Source organism: Nitrospira sp., from assembly GCA_029194665.1.
Classification (GTDB): domain Bacteria; phylum Nitrospirota; class Nitrospiria; order Nitrospirales; family Nitrospiraceae; genus Nitrospira_D.
Window position 1 is genome coordinate 910,967 of sequence record JARFXO010000001.1, and the last position, 15,684, is coordinate 926,650.

Here is a 15,684-nt window from a genome sequence, read left to right on the forward strand (position 1 = left end):
TTTACCGTATTCCCACAGGCTGCGGTGGAGACAGATCGATGTCCTGGTTTCCCAGAGCAGGATCCTGTTCAGCCGATTCTGTCGCTTGCCGCTCTGCCTCAAGGGCATGTTGTCTTTTCTGCTTCTCGATCGTGGGCGTCACTCCGACTAATTCCGGGGGGACCGGTGCACCAGCCACTCCACAAGAAATCAAGAGCCCTGCCGATACAAGAATAACAACAGCTTTCATGACAGTGACCTTTCGAGGTCTTTAATTCGCCGCTCAACTCGTTCCCGCGCTGTCGCCCCGATTTGTCCCTTGTGATCGATTGCCGCTACGGGAGTCAACCAAGAAAACACGCTCTTGTCGATCCGTTCACAAAATACCCGAAGTTCCTCAAGTGACAAATCCGTGACGTCACGCCCTTGATCGAGCGCGGCCCGGACGATTCGTCCAGTGATCCCATGAGCTTCTCGAAAAGGCACGCCTCGCATGACCAAGTAGTCGGCCAGTTCCGTGGCCAGCAGTCCTCCTCCCTGCAACGCCCGCTTCATGGTCTCTCCGCTGACCTTCAGTCGGCGCATTAATTCCGTCATCACTTGGAGAGATGCCGTTACCGTATCAAGGGCATCGAAGAGGGCAGCCTTGTCTTCTTGCAAATCCCGATTATAACTCAACGGCAGAGCCTTGAGCAGGGTCAGCAGATTGACGAGGTGACCGTATACGCGTCCGGTTTTTCCTCGGACCAGTTCGGGGACGTCGGGGTTCTTTTTCTGCGGCATCATGCTGCTTCCGGTACAGAATGCGTCCGGCAGATCGACGAAGCGAAATTCTTGCGATGCCCATACGATCAACTCCTCGCTCAGCCGTGACAAATGCATCATCACAATTGAGAGGGCCGATGCCGTTTCAATCATGAAATCGCGGTCGGAAACCGCATCCATGCTGTTCTGAGTGATGGCAGGAAACCCCAGCAGTTCAGCCGTGTATCGTCGGTTCACCGGGTAGTTCGTACCGGCCAAGGCACCGGACCCGAGCGGCATGACATTGAGTCGGCCTCTTGCATCACGGAGTCGGCCCTTGTCCCGTTCGAACATCTCCACGTACGCCAGCAAGTGATGCGCAAACAGAACCGGCTGAGCCCGTTGCAGGTGGGTATACCCGGGCATTATCAGTGAGCGGTTTGCACCGGCCTTTGCAACCAGCACGCGTTGAAATCCGGCCAATCGCTCATTCAGCTCGTCCAGCCGAGTACGCAAATACAGCCGAATATCCAGGGCCACTTGATCATTCCGGCTACGGCCCGTGTGCAATTTGCCCCCCAGCGGGCCGATCATTTCGGTCAATCGCCGCTCGATGGCCATGTGTATGTCTTCGTCTTGAGATGAGAAGACGAATTGTCCGCGATCGAACTCGCGTTTGACTGATTCCAACCCACGGACGATGGCGCGCGTTTCCGCCCGCGTGAGGATCCGAGCCTTTTCGAGTGTCTTACAATGGCCGATGCTCCCGGCGATATCCTCGCCATACAGACGACTGTCGATCGTCACGGACTTGGTAAACGCTTCGACCAATGGATCGGTCTGCTCTCGAAACCGGCCGGCCCAGGCCTTCCCTCCGCTGCCGGCCGACTTCGGATGGTGCCTCCGCCTGGCCATCAGGACGAGGCTTTCCTTCTCTGCGCGCGAATCTTCAGTCGCAATGCGTTCAATCGGATGAACCCTTCCGCATCCTTCTGGTTATACACGTCATCTTCCTCGAACGTCGCGATGTCGAGGCGATAGAGGGACTGTTTGGATTTACGTCCGGCCAGCGTACAGCTTCCCTTGTAGAGTTTGACTCGTGCGACGCCGCTGACGTCCTTCTGTGCGTCATCGATCGCAGTTTGTATCATTTCGCGCTCAGGGCTGAACCAATAGCCGTTGTAGATCAGGCCTGCAAATCGTGGGATCAAGCTGTCCCGGAAGTGGAGGACTTCGCGGTCCATCGTCAAGGATTCGAGTCCGCGATGCGCCACGTGCAAAATCGTTCCTCCCGGCGTTTCATACACCCCACGCGACTTCATCCCGACGTAGCGGTTTTCCACCAGGTCGACTCGGCCGATTCCGTGTGCACCGCCCAATTTGTTGAGCTGAGCTAGTAAGGCCGCGGGGCTCATCTTCCTGCCGTCGACCGCGACGGGGTTGCCCGCCTGATACTCGATTTCGACTTCCTGCGGTTTATCCGGTGCCTTTTCCGGTGAGACGGTCATCTGGAATATTTCATCCGGCGGCGATTCCCAGGGGTCCTCAAGAATGCCGCCTTCGTAGCTGATGTGAAACAGATTTGGGTCCGTGCTGTAGGGCTTGGCTTTGGTCGCGGTCACAGGAATGCCGTGGCGATCGGCATACTCAATCAGTTCGCGCCGAGAACGCATGGTCCATTCCCGCCAAGGCGCGATGATCTTCAAGTGAGGTGCGAGCGCCATGTAGGTCAGCTCGAAACGTACCTGATCGTTACCCTTCCCCGTGGCGCCGTGAGACACCGCTTCGGCGCCCTCTTTGATCGCGATTTCAGCCTGTCGGCGAGCGATCAGCGGGCGAGCGATCGATGTCCCAAGGAGGTAGCAGCCCTCATACATCGCATTCCCTCGCAACATCGGGAACACATAGTCTTTCACGAAGGTTTCCCGAAGATCCTCGACATAGACCTTCTTGACGCCGAGCGTTTGGGCCTTGGTCTTGACCGCCTTCAGATCTTCCCCCTGGCCAAGGTCGGCGCAAAATGCGATGATCTCGGCTTGATAGGTTTCCTGCAACCATTTGAGGATGACGGATGTATCCAGTCCGCCGGAATAGGCCAGGACGATTTTCTTGATCGGTTTTGGTTTCATGATGGAAGCTATCTGGTATGTTTCTTCCGGCTGAGCAGCTGGGTCAGAATCGCCTTTTGCATGTGGAGGCGATTTTCCGCCTGATCGATGACGACGGACTGTGCGCCGTCCAGCACTTCCGCCGTAATCTCTTCTCCTCGATGAGCCGGCAAACAATGCATGACGATGGCGTCGGATTTCGCCCGTTGGAGCAGCCGTTTGTTCAGCTGGTAGGGAGCGAGCGTTCGTAATCGTCGAGCCTGCTCCCGCTCGCGTCCCATGCTGATCCACACGTCGGTATACACCACATCCGCCTCTTTCACGGCGACCAGGGGATTCTCAAACACTTCGATGGAGGTGCCGGTGGTTTGGCCTTCCATTCGGGCACGGTCGATCACCCGCTGATCCGGCTGATAGCCGGACGGACAGCCGATCACGACGCGCAGGCCCACCTTCGTTCCCGCTTCGATGAGCGAGTTGGCCACGTTGTTTCCATCGCCGATATACGCGAGGCTGAGTCCTTTGAGCCGGCCCTTGATCTCCTGAATCGTCATCAAATCGGACAAGGCCTGACAAGGATGGCTATGGTCGGTCAGCCCGTTGATCACCGGCATCGTGGCTTCTGCCGCCCATTCTTCGACGATGGAATGGTCATAGGTTCGGATCACGATCCCGTCCAGGTAGCGAGACAGGACGCGCGCCGTGTCCGAGACCGTCTCACCGCGCGAGAGTTGGATGTCGCTCATGGGAAGGACCAGTGCATGGCCGCCGAGTTGGTTCATCCCTGCCTCGAACGACACGCGGGTCCTTGTCGACGGCTTTTGAAACAGCAGCCCTAAGGTCTTCCCGTGCAGCAACCGATGTGGAGTGCCCTGGCGCTGCTTCTTCTTCAGAGAGGTCGCCAAACGCAGCAAGTCGAATACCTGTTGCCTCGGCATCGTCGCGACGTCGAGCAGGTCCTTGGCATAGCCCCCGCCGTTGATTTTTTGTCGGGCTGGCACGGCCATCAGTGAGGTGACTCTTTTCCCGCCGTTGTGCGCTGGTTGAGCAGGATGTCGAGGAGTTCGACGAGCTTATCCACTTCAGGCTGTGTGATCACCAAGGGCGGCACAAAGCGCAGCACCCGCTCGGTTGCGGCATTGATCAGCAGGCCGCGGGCAAGCGCATCGGCCACCACTGCCCGCGCGTCGGCCTCCAACTCCATGCCTTGCAAGAGACCAAGGCCTCGCACTTCCTTCACGATGCGATGACGGTCTTTGCAATCGGCCAACCCTTTTGCCAGGTACTCGCCCATGCGTCGCGCTTGGTCCAGCACCTTTCCTTCAAGCAGCACCCGGCACACGGCCAGCGCCGCGGCACAGGCCAAGGGGTTCCCGCCGAACGTCGACGCATGAGAGCCGGGAGTAAATGCTGCGGCCACCGAGTCTTTTGCCAGACAGGCTCCGATCGGCACTCCGCCCGCGAGACCTTTTGCGAGGGTCATGATATCGGGTATCACGCCGAGTTGTTCATGGGCGAAGAAGGTACCGGTTCTCCCCATGCCTGTCTGAATTTCATCGAGGATGAGCAAGATGTCCCGTTGCGTACAGAGGTCACGCAGCTTTCTCAGATAATCCCGGTCGGCCACATACACGCCGCCTTCCGCCTGAATCGGTTCCAGCATGATCGCCGCGGTCTTCTCACTAACCATGGACTCGATCGCGCCGAAATCATTGAACGGTGCGTAAGCAAATCCCGGCATCAGCGGTTCAAAACCCTTCTGTACCTTCTCCTGTCCCGTGGCGGTGAGCGTGGCCAGCGTGCGGCCATGGAATGAATTCTTCATCGTGATGACTTCAAAGCGGTCGGGCCCATGCCGTTCATGCCCATACCGCCTCGCCAGTTTAATCGCCGCCTCGTTGGCCTCCGCCCCACTGTTGCAGAAGAACACACGGTCGGCAAACGAATGATCTATCAACATTTTCGCCAATGTCACTTGAGGCTCAGTGTAGTAGAGGTTCGAGGTATGAATCAGTTGCACAGCTTGGCGTTGGATGGCCTGAACCAGGTCAGGATGACCATGTCCCAACACATTGACAGCGATCCCACCGACAAAATCGATGTACTCTCGCCCCTCCAGATCGTAGATCTTTGCACCACGGCCTCGTACAATCGTGATCGGCTGGCGATTATAGGTCTGCATGAGATATTTGTCGGCATCGTCTCTCAGGTTTTGGCTCGGCATGACAGCGTATCCCTTGAGAAATAAAGGAAAGCTAGCACAGGGGCAGTGGGAAGAGCAATAAGTGGAGCGGCGGGGGAATCGCCCTCAGGCGAGGCTTGCTCACAGTTCCACGGTCCGTCATCAGCGATAGGACGTATCCTTTCGTTCCGAGTGTGGTAAGCTGCGTCGCCATGATGATGTGCAGACAGTGCAATCAACAGAACCCCGACGAGGCCCAATTCTGTCATCAGTGCGGAACCAAACTGGCTGAGACCAAGCCTGTCGCCGAGGCCGTCCCTGAGGCTCCCGCCGCTCAGCCGATTCAGGACGACGAGACGTTGTGGCGCCAATTCATCGGCCCCAACGCCGACCACTACCTGACCGTATTTAAGAAATTTTCATCACACGGCCGGCCGAAGTTCGCCCTCTCGTGGAACTGGCCGGCGTTTCTCTACATTTCCTTCCTGTGGTTTCTGTACCGGAAGATGTACCTGCACGCGTTCGTCTATGCGGTCGGCCCGATGATTTCGACCTATCTCACGGGAGATTTTTCCGCTGGCATTGTCTGGAGCATCATGGCGGGAGCAACCGCGAACTATCTGTATTATTGGCATTGCCGAGAGCACGTCGGGGACATCAAGAAAGCCGATCGGGTGGATCGTGCCGCGCAAGAAACCGCATTGAAAGAATCGGGCGGGGTACAGCCCTACGTCATCTGGGTCGGCGTGTTTTTCTACATCATCTTCCTGGCGACACTGATGAAGATGATTCAAGAAGGCCCGCCCGATCTGGATAAATCGCCCGGCCGACCGGCCAAGCAAGCAGTCCGGCTGTCACAGACTTGACTTGGCACGGCAATTCAGTATGCTTTGGCCCCTGATCGGATGTTCGGGTTGATGACAAAGGATAGGTGATGGCGCGATTAGTCTTGCTTCGACATGGGGAATCGCAATGGAACTTGGAGAACCGGTTTACCGGCTGGGTGGACGTGCCGCTCTCCGCAAAAGGTGTCGAAGAAGCCAAGCAAGCCGGCGAGAAGCTCCGCGGGTTTGCCTTTGACCGGGCCTTCTCCTCCGTCCTCACCCGGGCCAATGAAACGCTGAGAATTGTACTGGAAGTCCTCGGGCAAACGACTATTCCCGTTGAAAAAGACAAGGCGCTGAACGAACGGATGTATGGAGACCTCCAAGGTCTGAATAAGGCCGAAACCGCCAAGAAGTACGGTGACGCGCAAGTGAAAATCTGGCGCCGAAGTTATGATGTGAAACCGCCTGGTGGAGAGAGCCTGAAAGATACGGCCGAACGCACCTTGCCGTACTATGCGAAGATGATCAAACCTCATCTGCTGAAGGGAGAGACCATCATCATTGCCGCGCATGGCAACAGTCTTCGTGCGTTGGTGATGGAGCTGGACCAATTGTCGAGGGAAGAGGTCCTTGAGCTGAACATTCCGACCGGCGTGCCGCTGCTCTATGAATTTGACAAAACCGGCAAGGTGCTCTCGCACCGCTATCTGTAATCACCTATCGCCTTCGATCACAAGATAAAACTCTTCCATCTTGGGATGCCTGTGCAGCGTATTGGCGCTTCGAGAGGGGAAATCGCCATAGTCTCGCCCCAAGAATTTGGCTTCCGCTCCTCTCAAGGAAGCCCGCATTTGGAACGGGCATGATGTTCGAGGGCCTCCAAACGAGGTCGTCGGGCCCTGTGAGCACATATCAGGAGATGGCTTTCATATGGAAAACTCGCGCAGAAACGCCTTAGGTTACGGGTGAGAGACGCGGCGTGCCGGGTCCTTCTCAACTCTCTGGTTAGGCTTGCTGTGAATCAATGATCCGCTGAATGCTACGTTCCAGTTCTGGAAGTTTCTCGCGCACCACGTCCCATACGAGCTGATAATCCACCCCAAAGTACCCGTAGATCAGACGGTCGCGCATCTGAGCAATCGGACGCCATCCAACCTCGGGATGCGATGCCCGGAACTCCTCGGGCAGGTTCTTCACCGCTTCGCCGATAATTTCCAAGCTCCGCACGAACGCACGTCGCAACGTCTCATCAGCTGCGAAACGCTCATAGGTCAGACTCTGACTCTAATCGAGGAGGTACTCGACTTCCACGAGAATATGCCGCAGGTAGTCACGCGGCTCGAAGGACATCCGTTGCCGCGGCCAAGATGTGCGGCCCAATAAAAGGTGAGAGTGACTCAGTGGTGACCACCTCAACCCGGTGCTCCAACGTGTCTTCGAGCAGATCCGCCAGCGCCATGAAGCGATCGAAGCTCTTCTCTCTCGGAGCGAACTCGACAAGCACATCAACATCACTGTCGGGGCGAGCCTCGTTGCGAAGCACGGATCCGAAGAGCGCTAGCCGACGAACGCCGAGGCATCGAATCTCGGACTCAACGGCTTGCAGCCGCCGGATCGCCTCGTCACGGGTGAGAGAACTTTTGCTCAGGTGGAGAATATACACGAAACATCCGACTGATACGAGGCGGAAGGCCTAACGGCCGGCCGCTCGGTCGCCGGCCCTGCCGGGCGGCCGGAGCGGCGTGTTGGGCGTCGTTGGGGCAGTTGCGGCAGAACCAGCCGCTCTCGCTTGCCGATTCGTCAGGTGCTCGAGGCGTCGAGTGAGCTTTTCCCGCAGGTCTCGAAGATTCTGGTATTCGGGGCAGTTGTACCCTGCCAAATCGAAGTGCAGCCCCGTACCGGCCTTTCGGTAAAGAATCACGCGACGTTTGAGGGCATGCGCGTAACCGACTTCGTAGTAGACGTTCGGTCGCCCGCCTGTCAGGTCGGCAAAGAAGAACTCAGCCGTCTCGATCTCGCCGAGAATTCGCGTCGTGATCTGCTCCTCGTGCTCGATGTCATCCGCCCGAACGGCGCGAACGTCAAACTGCTCGAAGACTTGCTTGACCGTGTCAGCAACGTCGACGAGCTCTGGTCAAGACCTATCCATGGACATCATGATGAAGGCGGTGCCAGGGCGATAGCGAGCAGGCGCTGAAGAAAGAGCCTCTCTTCCCGACGGCCCAAGTCCGCGCGAGGCGGCAACCAAGTCCAGGATATCCGCGATCTTTCCAGCCCAATCGGCGAAGCTGCGCCTGGCAATCTCGGGAGGGCTCGGATCATCGTCGGATTGCCCGGCTGGCTGAACACCCAGGACTGTGCCCTCGTCGTGGAGCACCTCGGCCGTCCATGAGCGAAACTGGCGAAGCAGTAGTGCGGCGCGCAGTGCCTTAGTGCCCGTCATCACGTCTCGCTGGTCAGCCTCCGACGCCAGAGATGCGTTCCTTACCGCATCGGCGATAGGTCCAGCCAGCGCGAGCAGGCGTTCCACCAACTTTCCCGCTTCCTCCCGAACTGGCGCCGGCAATTCCGCCCAGAAATGGTCGCGATCAGGACGGGCCCACTGGTCTGGGCGAGGGAACTCCGCCAGAGCTGTGGCAGCTCGATCGAAGTACACTTCAGCGTCTCGTCGCAGCGCGTCAACCGAAGCGCCAAGGGCTCCCTGCTCTGGTTGGTCAGTCACGGTGCTCCTTCACAACGCCCAACGTCTCGGCTCAGCGGTGCCCGCTTGCGGGCGTCCGCTGAAGCCGATTGTTAGGCCGCTTCATCGCACAAACACCTGGATCGCAATGCCTATGGCTGTCGAGACGACCACGCCCGCCCCAAACAGCAGATAGTCTCGCATGGCGCTCTTCTTCTCACCGGGCGCCACCAGCTTCACAAAGTGTTCGGCAACCGCCAAGGGCGTCTTCTCCAGGGCATCGATTCTCTCCTTCAGTTCCTTTTCCCGCCCAGACATGGTCGCAAGGTCAGTTTCAAGCTGCTGGGCTGCCTGGGCGCGATCCTTCGCGACCTGAGCCAGTTCAGCCAGCACGGCGTCGACTTCGCGTGAGGCCTTGGACAGATTCTCGGTCAGTTCGGCCAGTCGCTCCGAATACGGCTTCTGCGGCTCCTCACGCTTCAGCAGAATCCGAACAAGTCGCTGAATAAGCTCGGTCGAGGCGAGGGCGGCACCGAGAAGACTCGCAGTTGCGCCGAGGATGGTTGGGATGATTTCTGGGTTCATGTGCTTCCCCGACCTGTGGGCGGCCCAACAATGTTTAGACCGATCCGCATAAGCGCGGCATCTGGCTGTTTCAATCCGCGTAACACGCGACGAACGTTCGGACACTATACGTCATTTGTGTCGTTGGTTGCACGAGTTGCAACTGTCTGACTATGATTCATGGGTTCTTATGCGGATCGGCATATCAACCGGCGCGTGGGACATCAGAAACTAGGGTCAGGCATGACTATTGACTTATTGCCGACGGACCAGTGCCCTTGTTGGAGCGAGAACAAGAACGAGGGACCAGCCGGAAGGCTTCGCCTATCGACGTTTGTCTGAAAAGGTGTGTGTCTGGTTCCCTGCGCGAGTAATCAGTTGTCGCGGCAACGTTGCCGTGCTTTACGTTGCTGTGATAAAGTAAAGCACGAGCACAAGAGGGGTACGATGGCTGTTCAGAAGCTCAGTAGTAAAAATCAAATTGTCATCCCGAAAGAAGCTCGGCAAGCGATGGGCGTGAAGGGGGGGGATGAATTGTTGGTGGTCGTCAAGGACGACCTGACGCTGATCATGCCGAAGCCGAAACGGTATGCCAAGGTCTTGCAGGGGCTTGCCAAGGGGACCTATCCCAGCGACTACCTGAAGCGAGAGCGACGATCGTGGTAGGAACGCCCCTGTCCCAAGGTCTTCCCACCCAACGCCAACGCATCGGTCTTGACACCAATGTCTTTATCTATTTCCTGGAAGACCATCCACGGTATGGGGTTTGGTGTGCAACTCTGTTCGATCTCATTGAACGGGGGCAGAATCCCGCGGTCACGTCGACCGTGACCCTTCTGGAGCTCTTGGTTCAGCCGTATCGTGATCAGAAGGAGGAATTGACTCAAAAGATTTTTGCTCTGAGCACCACCTATCCAAAGCTCGAGTGGGTCTCACTGACGATGAATCTGGCTGATCGAGCCGCTGAGTTGCGTGCCCGCTACCGTCTCAGCACGCCGGATGCTATACAGCTCGCAACGGCCATCGGCCATAAAGCCGTTCGTTTTTACGGGAATGATCACGGGCTGCGGCGAGTCAAAGAGATTGAGTGCATCATCGTGGATGACCTGGTCTAGTCTCACTGCAGGGGCCTCTCTCGAAACGGTTCAAACTTCATTGTATCCATTCCTTTCATCCTGGACTACGGAAATGGAGAGTCATCCTTGATTGCTAAGATAGTGGCGAGTGCAATCGCCCGTTTCCTATCGAGGCTCTGTTTCAAGACCGCGCGGCTGTGGCGCTGCGTCATCTGTCGCCCGGTGGATGAGCTCGCGACCGAATTGCAGAAGGCCATCGGGCGGGAACTAACGGATACAGAGCGGCGACGGTTTGGCGTTCCGGAGGCGTTATTGACGAAGCGATAGGGGATCGGTGCGGGTACTGGGACAACGGCATGACCATGTCGGCCAGTGGTTGGCCGACATGGTCATGAGTGCAGAATCAGCGGTTCACGACTTTTCGAACCATTCCTCCATATGGGGAAGTGTTTTGGCTGGTGCTTGCGCCTTGAGCATCCTTTTCACCAGCGGAAGCGATCGGCTCAGGCGACTGGCTGACAACAATCTCGACCCGTCGGTTCTTGCTCCGACCTTCCTCCGTGTCGTTGGTCGCGATGGGACGGGAGTCCGCATACCCGACAGCTCTGACTCGGTCGGCAGCTACCCCACCCTTGATCAGAGCCTTGCCGGCATGTTCGGCCCGCGCCCGAGAGAGCTCAGTGTTGTCCTTATAGGGCCGCCGAGTATCGTACTTGACCGGTGTGCTGTCAGTATGTCCAGCAACTTCGACGCTTTGAGGACGAAATTTACGCAAGGCCACGCCGATTCGCTTGACCAAGGAGGTTCCCGTCGGTGTCATAGTCGCTCGCCCTTTGGGGAACAGTTCGCCCGACGACAACGCAAGGGTCAACTTGTCTCCGCGTTGCTCCAACACCACGCTGCCCCGTTTGAGCTCATCCTGGAGCGCGGTCACCAATTTCTCGTTGACCTTGGTGAGGTCGATCGTAGCTCGTGCCGTCGCGACGGCTTGCCGAGGAACCGCATTCTTGTTTGAGGGATCCTGCTTGGCCAGCTTCGGTAAGCTCTTCCCCAGGCTCGCAAGCAAGCGCTTCGCCTGTGTCAGCTGAGCGTCTCGAGCGGCGATTTCCAAGTCCAGGTTGGCCTTGGCCAGCTGGTATTCTTGCTCTTTCGCCACCAACATCAAATCGAGGTCCGCAATGCGTTGCATCGCTTCGTCGAGCTGGTCGTTGCTGATGACAAATTGTCGCTCGATGTCGTTGACTTGCTGTTTGGCCAACTCCAGTCTGCTCTTTGTCCGGTTCAACTCCTGCGACATTTCTTGGTGGGTGTCTCGTTGGGTGCAGAGCCCCGCGAGTTCCTGCTCCTTTTGATTCAGCTGCGCTTCCAACGTTTCCGCGCGGGTCTTCTCGACATTCACCTGATTCGCCGCCGCTGCCGTTCTTTCTCGCAGGAGGGCCAACTCCTTCTCCTTGATTGTGAGCTGCTCTAAGAGTTGCTCCAACCGCATGGTCTCTTTGTCTGCCTCCGAAACCTGGCTCTGGGGAGCGTCTACGGTAATGGAAGTAATAGGAGTAATCGAGGCGGTTGAAGCAGCAGGAGAGGTATCGTCGCTGTCGATTTTATGGACGTACGAGCCCCCCTCGTTGTCCTGTTGGGCCTGCCGAACATCCGCCGGTTTCAGGAACGCGACGAGCATGGCCATGGGTGAACTCTGACCATTGTCCGATCGCATGGTGGTCGGCTGGTTCTCGGCAATAGACTGATCGGCGGCGGCCAGACTCAATTCCTGTCCATTCACCGTGAGGGTGAAGAGAAAGGCGAAGGCGATTAGCTTTGTAATCATGTCTCACCTCACTACTAGAATAAAGATGATAGGTGGCGGCAACTCTACAAATAGGAATAGGTTCAAAGAATTCGAAATTTCAAAGTCCAACGATCGGCAAACACCCCTCCCCCTGACCAGGTAAAACGTCCGCCACGAAGGAGAAGAAGGCGATTCGACAAAAACCCTGGAGCTATAACTGTTACGCGTTCTTGAAATTTGGGTGGTGCTAGAATGTCTTGCTATGTCCTATACGCCGTCTGGCGCTACTTTGCAATGGGGATTTTTGTTCGCGTCGATTTCAGCCCGCAGTCCAAGCGGTGCCGGAGAATGGGTTCAATGAGGCATGGACGTGACGGGGTTCAATACGCAAACGTAATGGTACGTATCAGGAGAGGCTACACCATATCTGGTGGATCGGATATGGGAGAGTGAAAAAAGTCTCCTACGTGACTGACCTCCTTCTGAGTCATGTTGCGGGAGAGCTGAAATGATCACAATCGATCCACTCGATTACGCGATAACCCAATTTCTTTTCTCGCCCTCCGAAACACTGCGTGAAACATCGAGCGAGTCAATTTCCCGGTAAACGTGTTTTGTTGGCTGGGATGATAGGAACCCAGCAGCGTCACACCCCAGGGTAAGCGATAGACGACACCATGGCCAAATTTGGGGACCGGCGTCGGCGTGGCACGCCCCTGGGTCCGGCAGATCTTGAGATAATGATCGAAGGCGATCTTTCCCAGAGCAATCACCACGCGGTGATTCTTCAGGAGATACACCTCCTCCTGCAAGAATCGACCGCAGCGTTCAAACTCATCCGGCGTCGGTTTGTTATCCGGCGGTGCGCACCGCACGGGCGCTCCGATGTAACAATCCGTCAACGATAAGCCGTCGTCTCTGTATTGGGATGCAGCCTGGTTGGCGAATCCATGCCGATACAATGCGTCATACAGCCAATCACCGCTTCGATCACCAGTGAAGATACGCCCGGTTCGATTCCCTCCGTGTGCCGCTGGGGCGAGCCCAAGTATATAGAGCCGCGCGCCGGGATCTCCGAAGCCGGGAACCGGCCGCCCCCAGTAGGTCCAATCACGATATTGTTTCCGTTTCTGCCGTGCAATCGCCTCTCGATAGACAACCAACCGGGGACAGGCCGTGCATTCGGTGATAGTCTTGTTCAGAACTGTCAGGGATCTCATAGAGGCGACAGTGTAACACGAGCAGGAACCCTATTCTCCTTGCCGGTGATGGAGTGAGCTGTTAGCATGATTTCGCGTTTCTTTATGAGTTCCTGCTCGTACGCCATGGAGGAGACTGCGAATGATGACCTGCCGCAAGCAATCCTTACTTCCTACGATTGCGATTAGTTTCACTATCCTATTGATAGGCAGTTCAGTATCGGCGGCACTCGACCAAACAGATACGAATGGCCAACAACCAGAAAGCGAGAAGGATCTTCTCTTGCCCGAGGTGCTGGACTCACAACCGGAACCGGAGGATCGGCTGGTCATTTTACCGGAGATCAAACGCGAGGGAGAGCGGTTCTTTCTGAGTTCATTCAAGCTGCCCGACAAGATCACATTTGCTGGAGTACCGGTTCCTCTGGATAATTGGCAGGTGAGAGAACGGGTCGAATACGAGTTCTATCAATTTTTGGAAGATGCAGGTGAAAGCATCATCCTCGCCAAACGGACCGGACGTTGTTTCCCTCCTGCCGAAAAGCAGCTGTCCGATGCCGGTTTACCGGATGATCTCAAATATATGTTGCTGGTCGAGAGCAAGTGCATTTCAGCCGCCTACTCGAGAGCCAAGGCGTCCGGTCCATGGCAATTCATCCCCTCCACCGGACGCCGGTATCGACTGAAGAGCGACGCAGTCCGAGATGAACGTCGAAATCTCGAAATGTCCACCGAAGCGGCCGTGAAGTACCTCAAGTACCTCAAGGATTTTCAGGACAACGATTGGTTCTTGGCTATGGCCTCCTACAACGCCGGCGAGGAACGAATCCGCAAGCTGCTCAAGGAGCAAAAAATTTCCGACTATTGGAAGATGCATGGCCCACGCGAGACCCTGCGGTATGTCCCCCGTATCATCGCCGCGAAAGAAATTTACTCCCAACCGGAGAAGTATCTCGGGTTGACCAAGAAGGATCTCTACATGCCGCTTGAGATTGAAACCATCACAGTGAATATTAAGGAATCCCATCGCGCGATGACCTCGATCGCCGAAGAATTCGGCACGTACCTCCTCGAGCTCAAGATGCTGAATCCTGAGTTTAAGAAAGATGTGCTCCCTCATGGCACCTATCAAATCCGCGTGCCCCGGCAGACCTGTCCTAGCCGCTGTTTCAAACAAGAAAAGATTCCCTAGCGCCATGCGGCTTTGCCTTCCCTCCTCTCCTGCACGGCCACTCCTTCAAAAGCTGATAACCGCAGGTCTGGATGCTGCCGACCCGTATCAGGCCGTCCTTACTAGCGTCTCACTCAATGGACATTCCTTGCGAGTGGGACGTAGGACCTACGACCTTTCGTGTGTCGATCGTGTAGCAGCGGTCGGCGCCGGCAAGGCGTCGGCAAGGATGGCACAGGCATTAGAGGCAGCCTTAGGCACAAGATTGGAAGATGGACTCGTCGTCGTCAAGACAGGCCACGCACTCGCCACCAAACGGATCACCGTGGTCGAAGCCGGTCATCCGATTCCGGATCGTGCTGGCCTTGAGGCCACTCAGCAGCTTCTGGCTCTGATCCAAGGCCTTGCCCCTCGCGATCTGTTGTTCGTTCTCTTGTCCGGAGGTGCATCGAGCCTGCTCCCGGCGCCAGTCGCAGATATCACGCTGACCGACAAGCAACGCACGACGCGCCTGCTGCTCCGCAGCGGGGCAACAATCAATGAGATCAATGTCGTGAGGAAACATTTGTCACTGGTCAAAGGTGGCGGGTTGGCCCTGTCCACCGGGGCGAAGGTTGTAACGCTCCTACTCTCGGATGTTCTCGGCGATGATCTCGGTTCTATCGGCTCGGGACCCACAGCAGCCGATCCTTCGACGTTTACGGACGCAGTGGAAGTGTTGCAACGGTATAGATGCTGGCATGCCGTGCCTGCCGCCGTACGTCGCTACTTGTGCCGAGGCCGAACAGGAAATGTGCCGGAGACCTTGAAGCCTGGTTCACGGCGGTTGCGCTCCGTGCAGCATCACATCATCGGCAACAACCGGATGATGCTGGAAGCGGTCGCGCGCGCCGCACAGCAGGCAGGGCTCCACCCCAAGTTCGTCTCTGACCCTATCGTGGGAGAAGCGCGCGCAGCAGCGAAGCAGTTGACGGATCTTGCCAAGGCGCTTACGGAGGGACCTGGTGGCTTGAAACGCCCCTGTTGCGTGGTGGCGGGTGGCGAGACCACGGTGACGGTCACGGGTCATGGAAGGGGTGGACGTGCCCAGGAATTCGCCGCTGCTGCGGCATTCGAGATCGCCGGCCTCCCCAACACATGGGTCGTGGCACTGGGCACCGACGGAACCGACGGACCCACCGACGCAGCCGGAGCAATTGTCACCGGAAACACTGTCGCGCGAGCAACGAAACTCGGCATTGATCTCCGCTCATCCTTGAGTCGACACAATACCTATCCTGCCTTGAAAACTCTTGGATGTCACATCCATACCGGTCCCACTGGAACAAATGTCAACGACCTTTACCTTGTCCTGCTGCTCTAGCTACT

At 56.9% G+C, this 15,684-nt stretch carries 19 protein-coding genes; 7 read left to right on the forward strand and 12 right to left on the reverse strand.

Features of this window, described 5'->3' with window-relative positions:
- Position 1: 1 nt before the first annotated feature.
- Genes P0119_04380 through P0119_04400 form a run of 5 tightly spaced genes read right to left on the reverse strand, consistent with a single transcriptional unit; the run spans position 2 to position 5,055 of the window.
- Positions 2-229, reverse strand: coding sequence for a hypothetical protein (locus P0119_04380; GenBank protein ID MDF0665296.1), 228 nt, complete (start codon positions 227-229; stop codon positions 2-4).
- Positions 226-1,638 carry an argininosuccinate lyase gene (argH, locus tag P0119_04385; GenBank protein MDF0665297.1) on the reverse strand — a complete coding sequence of 471 codons (1,413 nt, stop codon included), beginning with the start codon at positions 1,636-1,638 and terminating at the stop codon, positions 226-228. Before argH ends, P0119_04380 begins: the two co-directional genes overlap by 4 nt.
- Positions 1,638-2,852, reverse strand: coding sequence for an argininosuccinate synthase (locus P0119_04390; GenBank protein ID MDF0665298.1), 1,215 nt, complete (start codon positions 2,850-2,852; stop codon positions 1,638-1,640). Before P0119_04390 ends, argH begins: the two co-directional genes overlap by 1 nt.
- 8 nt (positions 2,853-2,860) lie before the next feature.
- The gene (gene argF / locus P0119_04395; GenBank protein MDF0665299.1) at positions 2,861-3,838 is read right to left on the reverse strand and encodes an ornithine carbamoyltransferase; all 978 of its coding nucleotides are present in this window, start codon (positions 3,836-3,838) and stop codon (positions 2,861-2,863) included.
- Positions 3,838-5,055, reverse strand: coding sequence for an acetylornithine transaminase (locus P0119_04400; GenBank protein ID MDF0665300.1), 1,218 nt, complete (start codon positions 5,053-5,055; stop codon positions 3,838-3,840). The genes argF and P0119_04400 overlap by 1 nt, the downstream gene beginning before the upstream one ends.
- Before the next feature lie 170 nt (positions 5,056-5,225).
- Here P0119_04400 and P0119_04405 point away from each other — a divergent pair, with 170 nt between their 5' ends.
- Positions 5,226-5,879, forward strand: a complete 654-nt coding sequence (locus P0119_04405) for a DUF2628 domain-containing protein (protein MDF0665301.1) — start codon at positions 5,226-5,228, stop codon at positions 5,877-5,879.
- Between the two features lie 68 nt (positions 5,880-5,947).
- Positions 5,948-6,553: a 2,3-bisphosphoglycerate-dependent phosphoglycerate mutase gene (locus P0119_04410; protein ID MDF0665302.1), complete on the forward strand. Its 606-nt coding sequence runs from the start codon at positions 5,948-5,950 to the stop codon at positions 6,551-6,553.
- 292 nt (positions 6,554-6,845) lie between these two features.
- Here P0119_04410 and P0119_04415 read toward each other — a convergent pair whose 3' ends face one another.
- The 5 genes from P0119_04415 to P0119_04435 form a co-directional block, all read right to left on the reverse strand.
- Positions 6,846-7,115, reverse strand: a complete 270-nt coding sequence (locus P0119_04415; GenBank protein ID MDF0665303.1) for a DUF86 domain-containing protein — start codon at positions 7,113-7,115, stop codon at positions 6,846-6,848.
- 55 nt (positions 7,116-7,170) lie between these two features.
- Positions 7,171-7,503 carry a nucleotidyltransferase family protein gene (locus tag P0119_04420; GenBank protein ID MDF0665304.1) on the reverse strand — a complete coding sequence of 111 codons (333 nt, stop codon included), beginning with the start codon at positions 7,501-7,503 and terminating at the stop codon, positions 7,171-7,173.
- 30 nt (positions 7,504-7,533) lie between these two features.
- Positions 7,534-7,761: a hypothetical protein gene (locus P0119_04425; GenBank protein ID MDF0665305.1), complete on the reverse strand. Its 228-nt coding sequence runs from the start codon at positions 7,759-7,761 to the stop codon at positions 7,534-7,536.
- A gap of 213 nt (positions 7,762-7,974) precedes the next feature.
- Positions 7,975-8,562: a hypothetical protein gene (locus tag P0119_04430; GenBank protein MDF0665306.1), complete on the reverse strand. Its 588-nt coding sequence runs from the start codon at positions 8,560-8,562 to the stop codon at positions 7,975-7,977.
- Positions 8,563-8,643: 81 nt separating this feature from the next.
- Positions 8,644-9,105, reverse strand: coding sequence for a hypothetical protein (locus P0119_04435; protein ID MDF0665307.1), 462 nt, complete (start codon positions 9,103-9,105; stop codon positions 8,644-8,646).
- A gap of 426 nt (positions 9,106-9,531) precedes the next feature.
- Between P0119_04435 and P0119_04440 the strand changes: the two genes are divergently transcribed.
- The 3 genes from P0119_04440 (at position 9,532) to P0119_04450 (ending at position 10,487) form a co-directional block, all read left to right on the forward strand.
- On the forward strand, positions 9,532-9,750 hold the full coding sequence (locus P0119_04440; protein MDF0665308.1) for an AbrB/MazE/SpoVT family DNA-binding domain-containing protein: 219 nt from the start codon (positions 9,532-9,534) through the stop codon (positions 9,748-9,750).
- Complete coding sequence (locus P0119_04445) at positions 9,744-10,199, forward strand: PIN domain-containing protein (GenBank protein ID MDF0665309.1); 456 nt, start codon at positions 9,744-9,746, stop codon at positions 10,197-10,199. Before P0119_04440 ends, P0119_04445 begins: the two co-directional genes overlap by 7 nt.
- An 87-nt stretch (positions 10,200-10,286) precedes the next feature.
- Positions 10,287-10,487 carry a hypothetical protein gene (locus P0119_04450; GenBank protein MDF0665310.1) on the forward strand — a complete coding sequence of 67 codons (201 nt, stop codon included), beginning with the start codon at positions 10,287-10,289 and terminating at the stop codon, positions 10,485-10,487.
- 76 nt (positions 10,488-10,563) lie between these two features.
- On the opposite strand, the gene P0119_04455 is transcribed toward P0119_04450, so the two are convergent.
- On the reverse strand, positions 10,564-11,985 hold the full coding sequence (locus P0119_04455) for an OmpA family protein (protein ID MDF0665311.1): 1,422 nt from the start codon (positions 11,983-11,985) through the stop codon (positions 10,564-10,566).
- A gap of 473 nt (positions 11,986-12,458) precedes the next feature.
- The gene (locus tag P0119_04460; protein ID MDF0665312.1) at positions 12,459-13,166 is read right to left on the reverse strand and encodes a uracil-DNA glycosylase; all 708 of its coding nucleotides are present in this window, start codon (positions 13,164-13,166) and stop codon (positions 12,459-12,461) included.
- A gap of 121 nt (positions 13,167-13,287) precedes the next feature.
- On the opposite strand from P0119_04460, the gene P0119_04465 reads away from it, so the two are divergent.
- Positions 13,288-14,337: a lytic transglycosylase domain-containing protein gene (locus P0119_04465; protein MDF0665313.1), complete on the forward strand. Its 1,050-nt coding sequence runs from the start codon at positions 13,288-13,290 to the stop codon at positions 14,335-14,337.
- A gap of 4 nt (positions 14,338-14,341) precedes the next feature.
- Positions 14,342-15,679, forward strand: coding sequence for a glycerate kinase (locus P0119_04470; GenBank protein MDF0665314.1), 1,338 nt, complete (start codon positions 14,342-14,344; stop codon positions 15,677-15,679).
- Positions 15,680-15,684 lie beyond the last annotated feature (5 nt).

What these genes read in the sequence shown, in the direction of transcription:
- P0119_04465 (MDF0665313.1), top strand. Translation starts at nt 13,288, where the DNA reads ATGATGACCTGCCGCAAGCAATCCTTACTTCCTACGATTGCGATTAGT.
- P0119_04380 (MDF0665296.1), bottom strand. Translation starts at nt 229, where the DNA reads ATGAAAGCTGTTGTTATTCTTGTATCGGCAGGGCTCTTGATTTCTTGT.
- P0119_04470 (MDF0665314.1), top strand. Translation starts at nt 14,342, where the DNA reads ATGCGGCTTTGCCTTCCCTCCTCTCCTGCACGGCCACTCCTTCAAAAG.
- P0119_04435 (MDF0665307.1), bottom strand. Translation starts at nt 9,105, where the DNA reads ATGAACCCAGAAATCATCCCAACCATCCTCGGCGCAACTGCGAGTCTT.
- P0119_04405 (MDF0665301.1), top strand. Translation starts at nt 5,226, where the DNA reads ATGATGATGTGCAGACAGTGCAATCAACAGAACCCCGACGAGGCCCAA.
- P0119_04460 (MDF0665312.1), bottom strand. Translation starts at nt 13,166, where the DNA reads ATGAGATCCCTGACAGTTCTGAACAAGACTATCACCGAATGCACGGCC.
- P0119_04440 (MDF0665308.1), top strand. Translation starts at nt 9,532, where the DNA reads ATGGCTGTTCAGAAGCTCAGTAGTAAAAATCAAATTGTCATCCCGAAA.
- P0119_04410 (MDF0665302.1), top strand. Translation starts at nt 5,948, where the DNA reads ATGGCGCGATTAGTCTTGCTTCGACATGGGGAATCGCAATGGAACTTG.
- argF (MDF0665299.1), bottom strand. Translation starts at nt 3,838, where the DNA reads ATGGCCGTGCCAGCCCGACAAAAAATCAACGGCGGGGGCTATGCCAAG.
- P0119_04390 (MDF0665298.1), bottom strand. Translation starts at nt 2,852, where the DNA reads ATGAAACCAAAACCGATCAAGAAAATCGTCCTGGCCTATTCCGGCGGA.
- P0119_04455 (MDF0665311.1), bottom strand. Translation starts at nt 11,985, where the DNA reads ATGATTACAAAGCTAATCGCCTTCGCCTTTCTCTTCACCCTCACGGTG.
- P0119_04400 (MDF0665300.1), bottom strand. Translation starts at nt 5,055, where the DNA reads ATGCCGAGCCAAAACCTGAGAGACGATGCCGACAAATATCTCATGCAG.
- argH (MDF0665297.1), bottom strand. Translation starts at nt 1,638, where the DNA reads ATGGCCAGGCGGAGGCACCATCCGAAGTCGGCCGGCAGCGGAGGGAAG.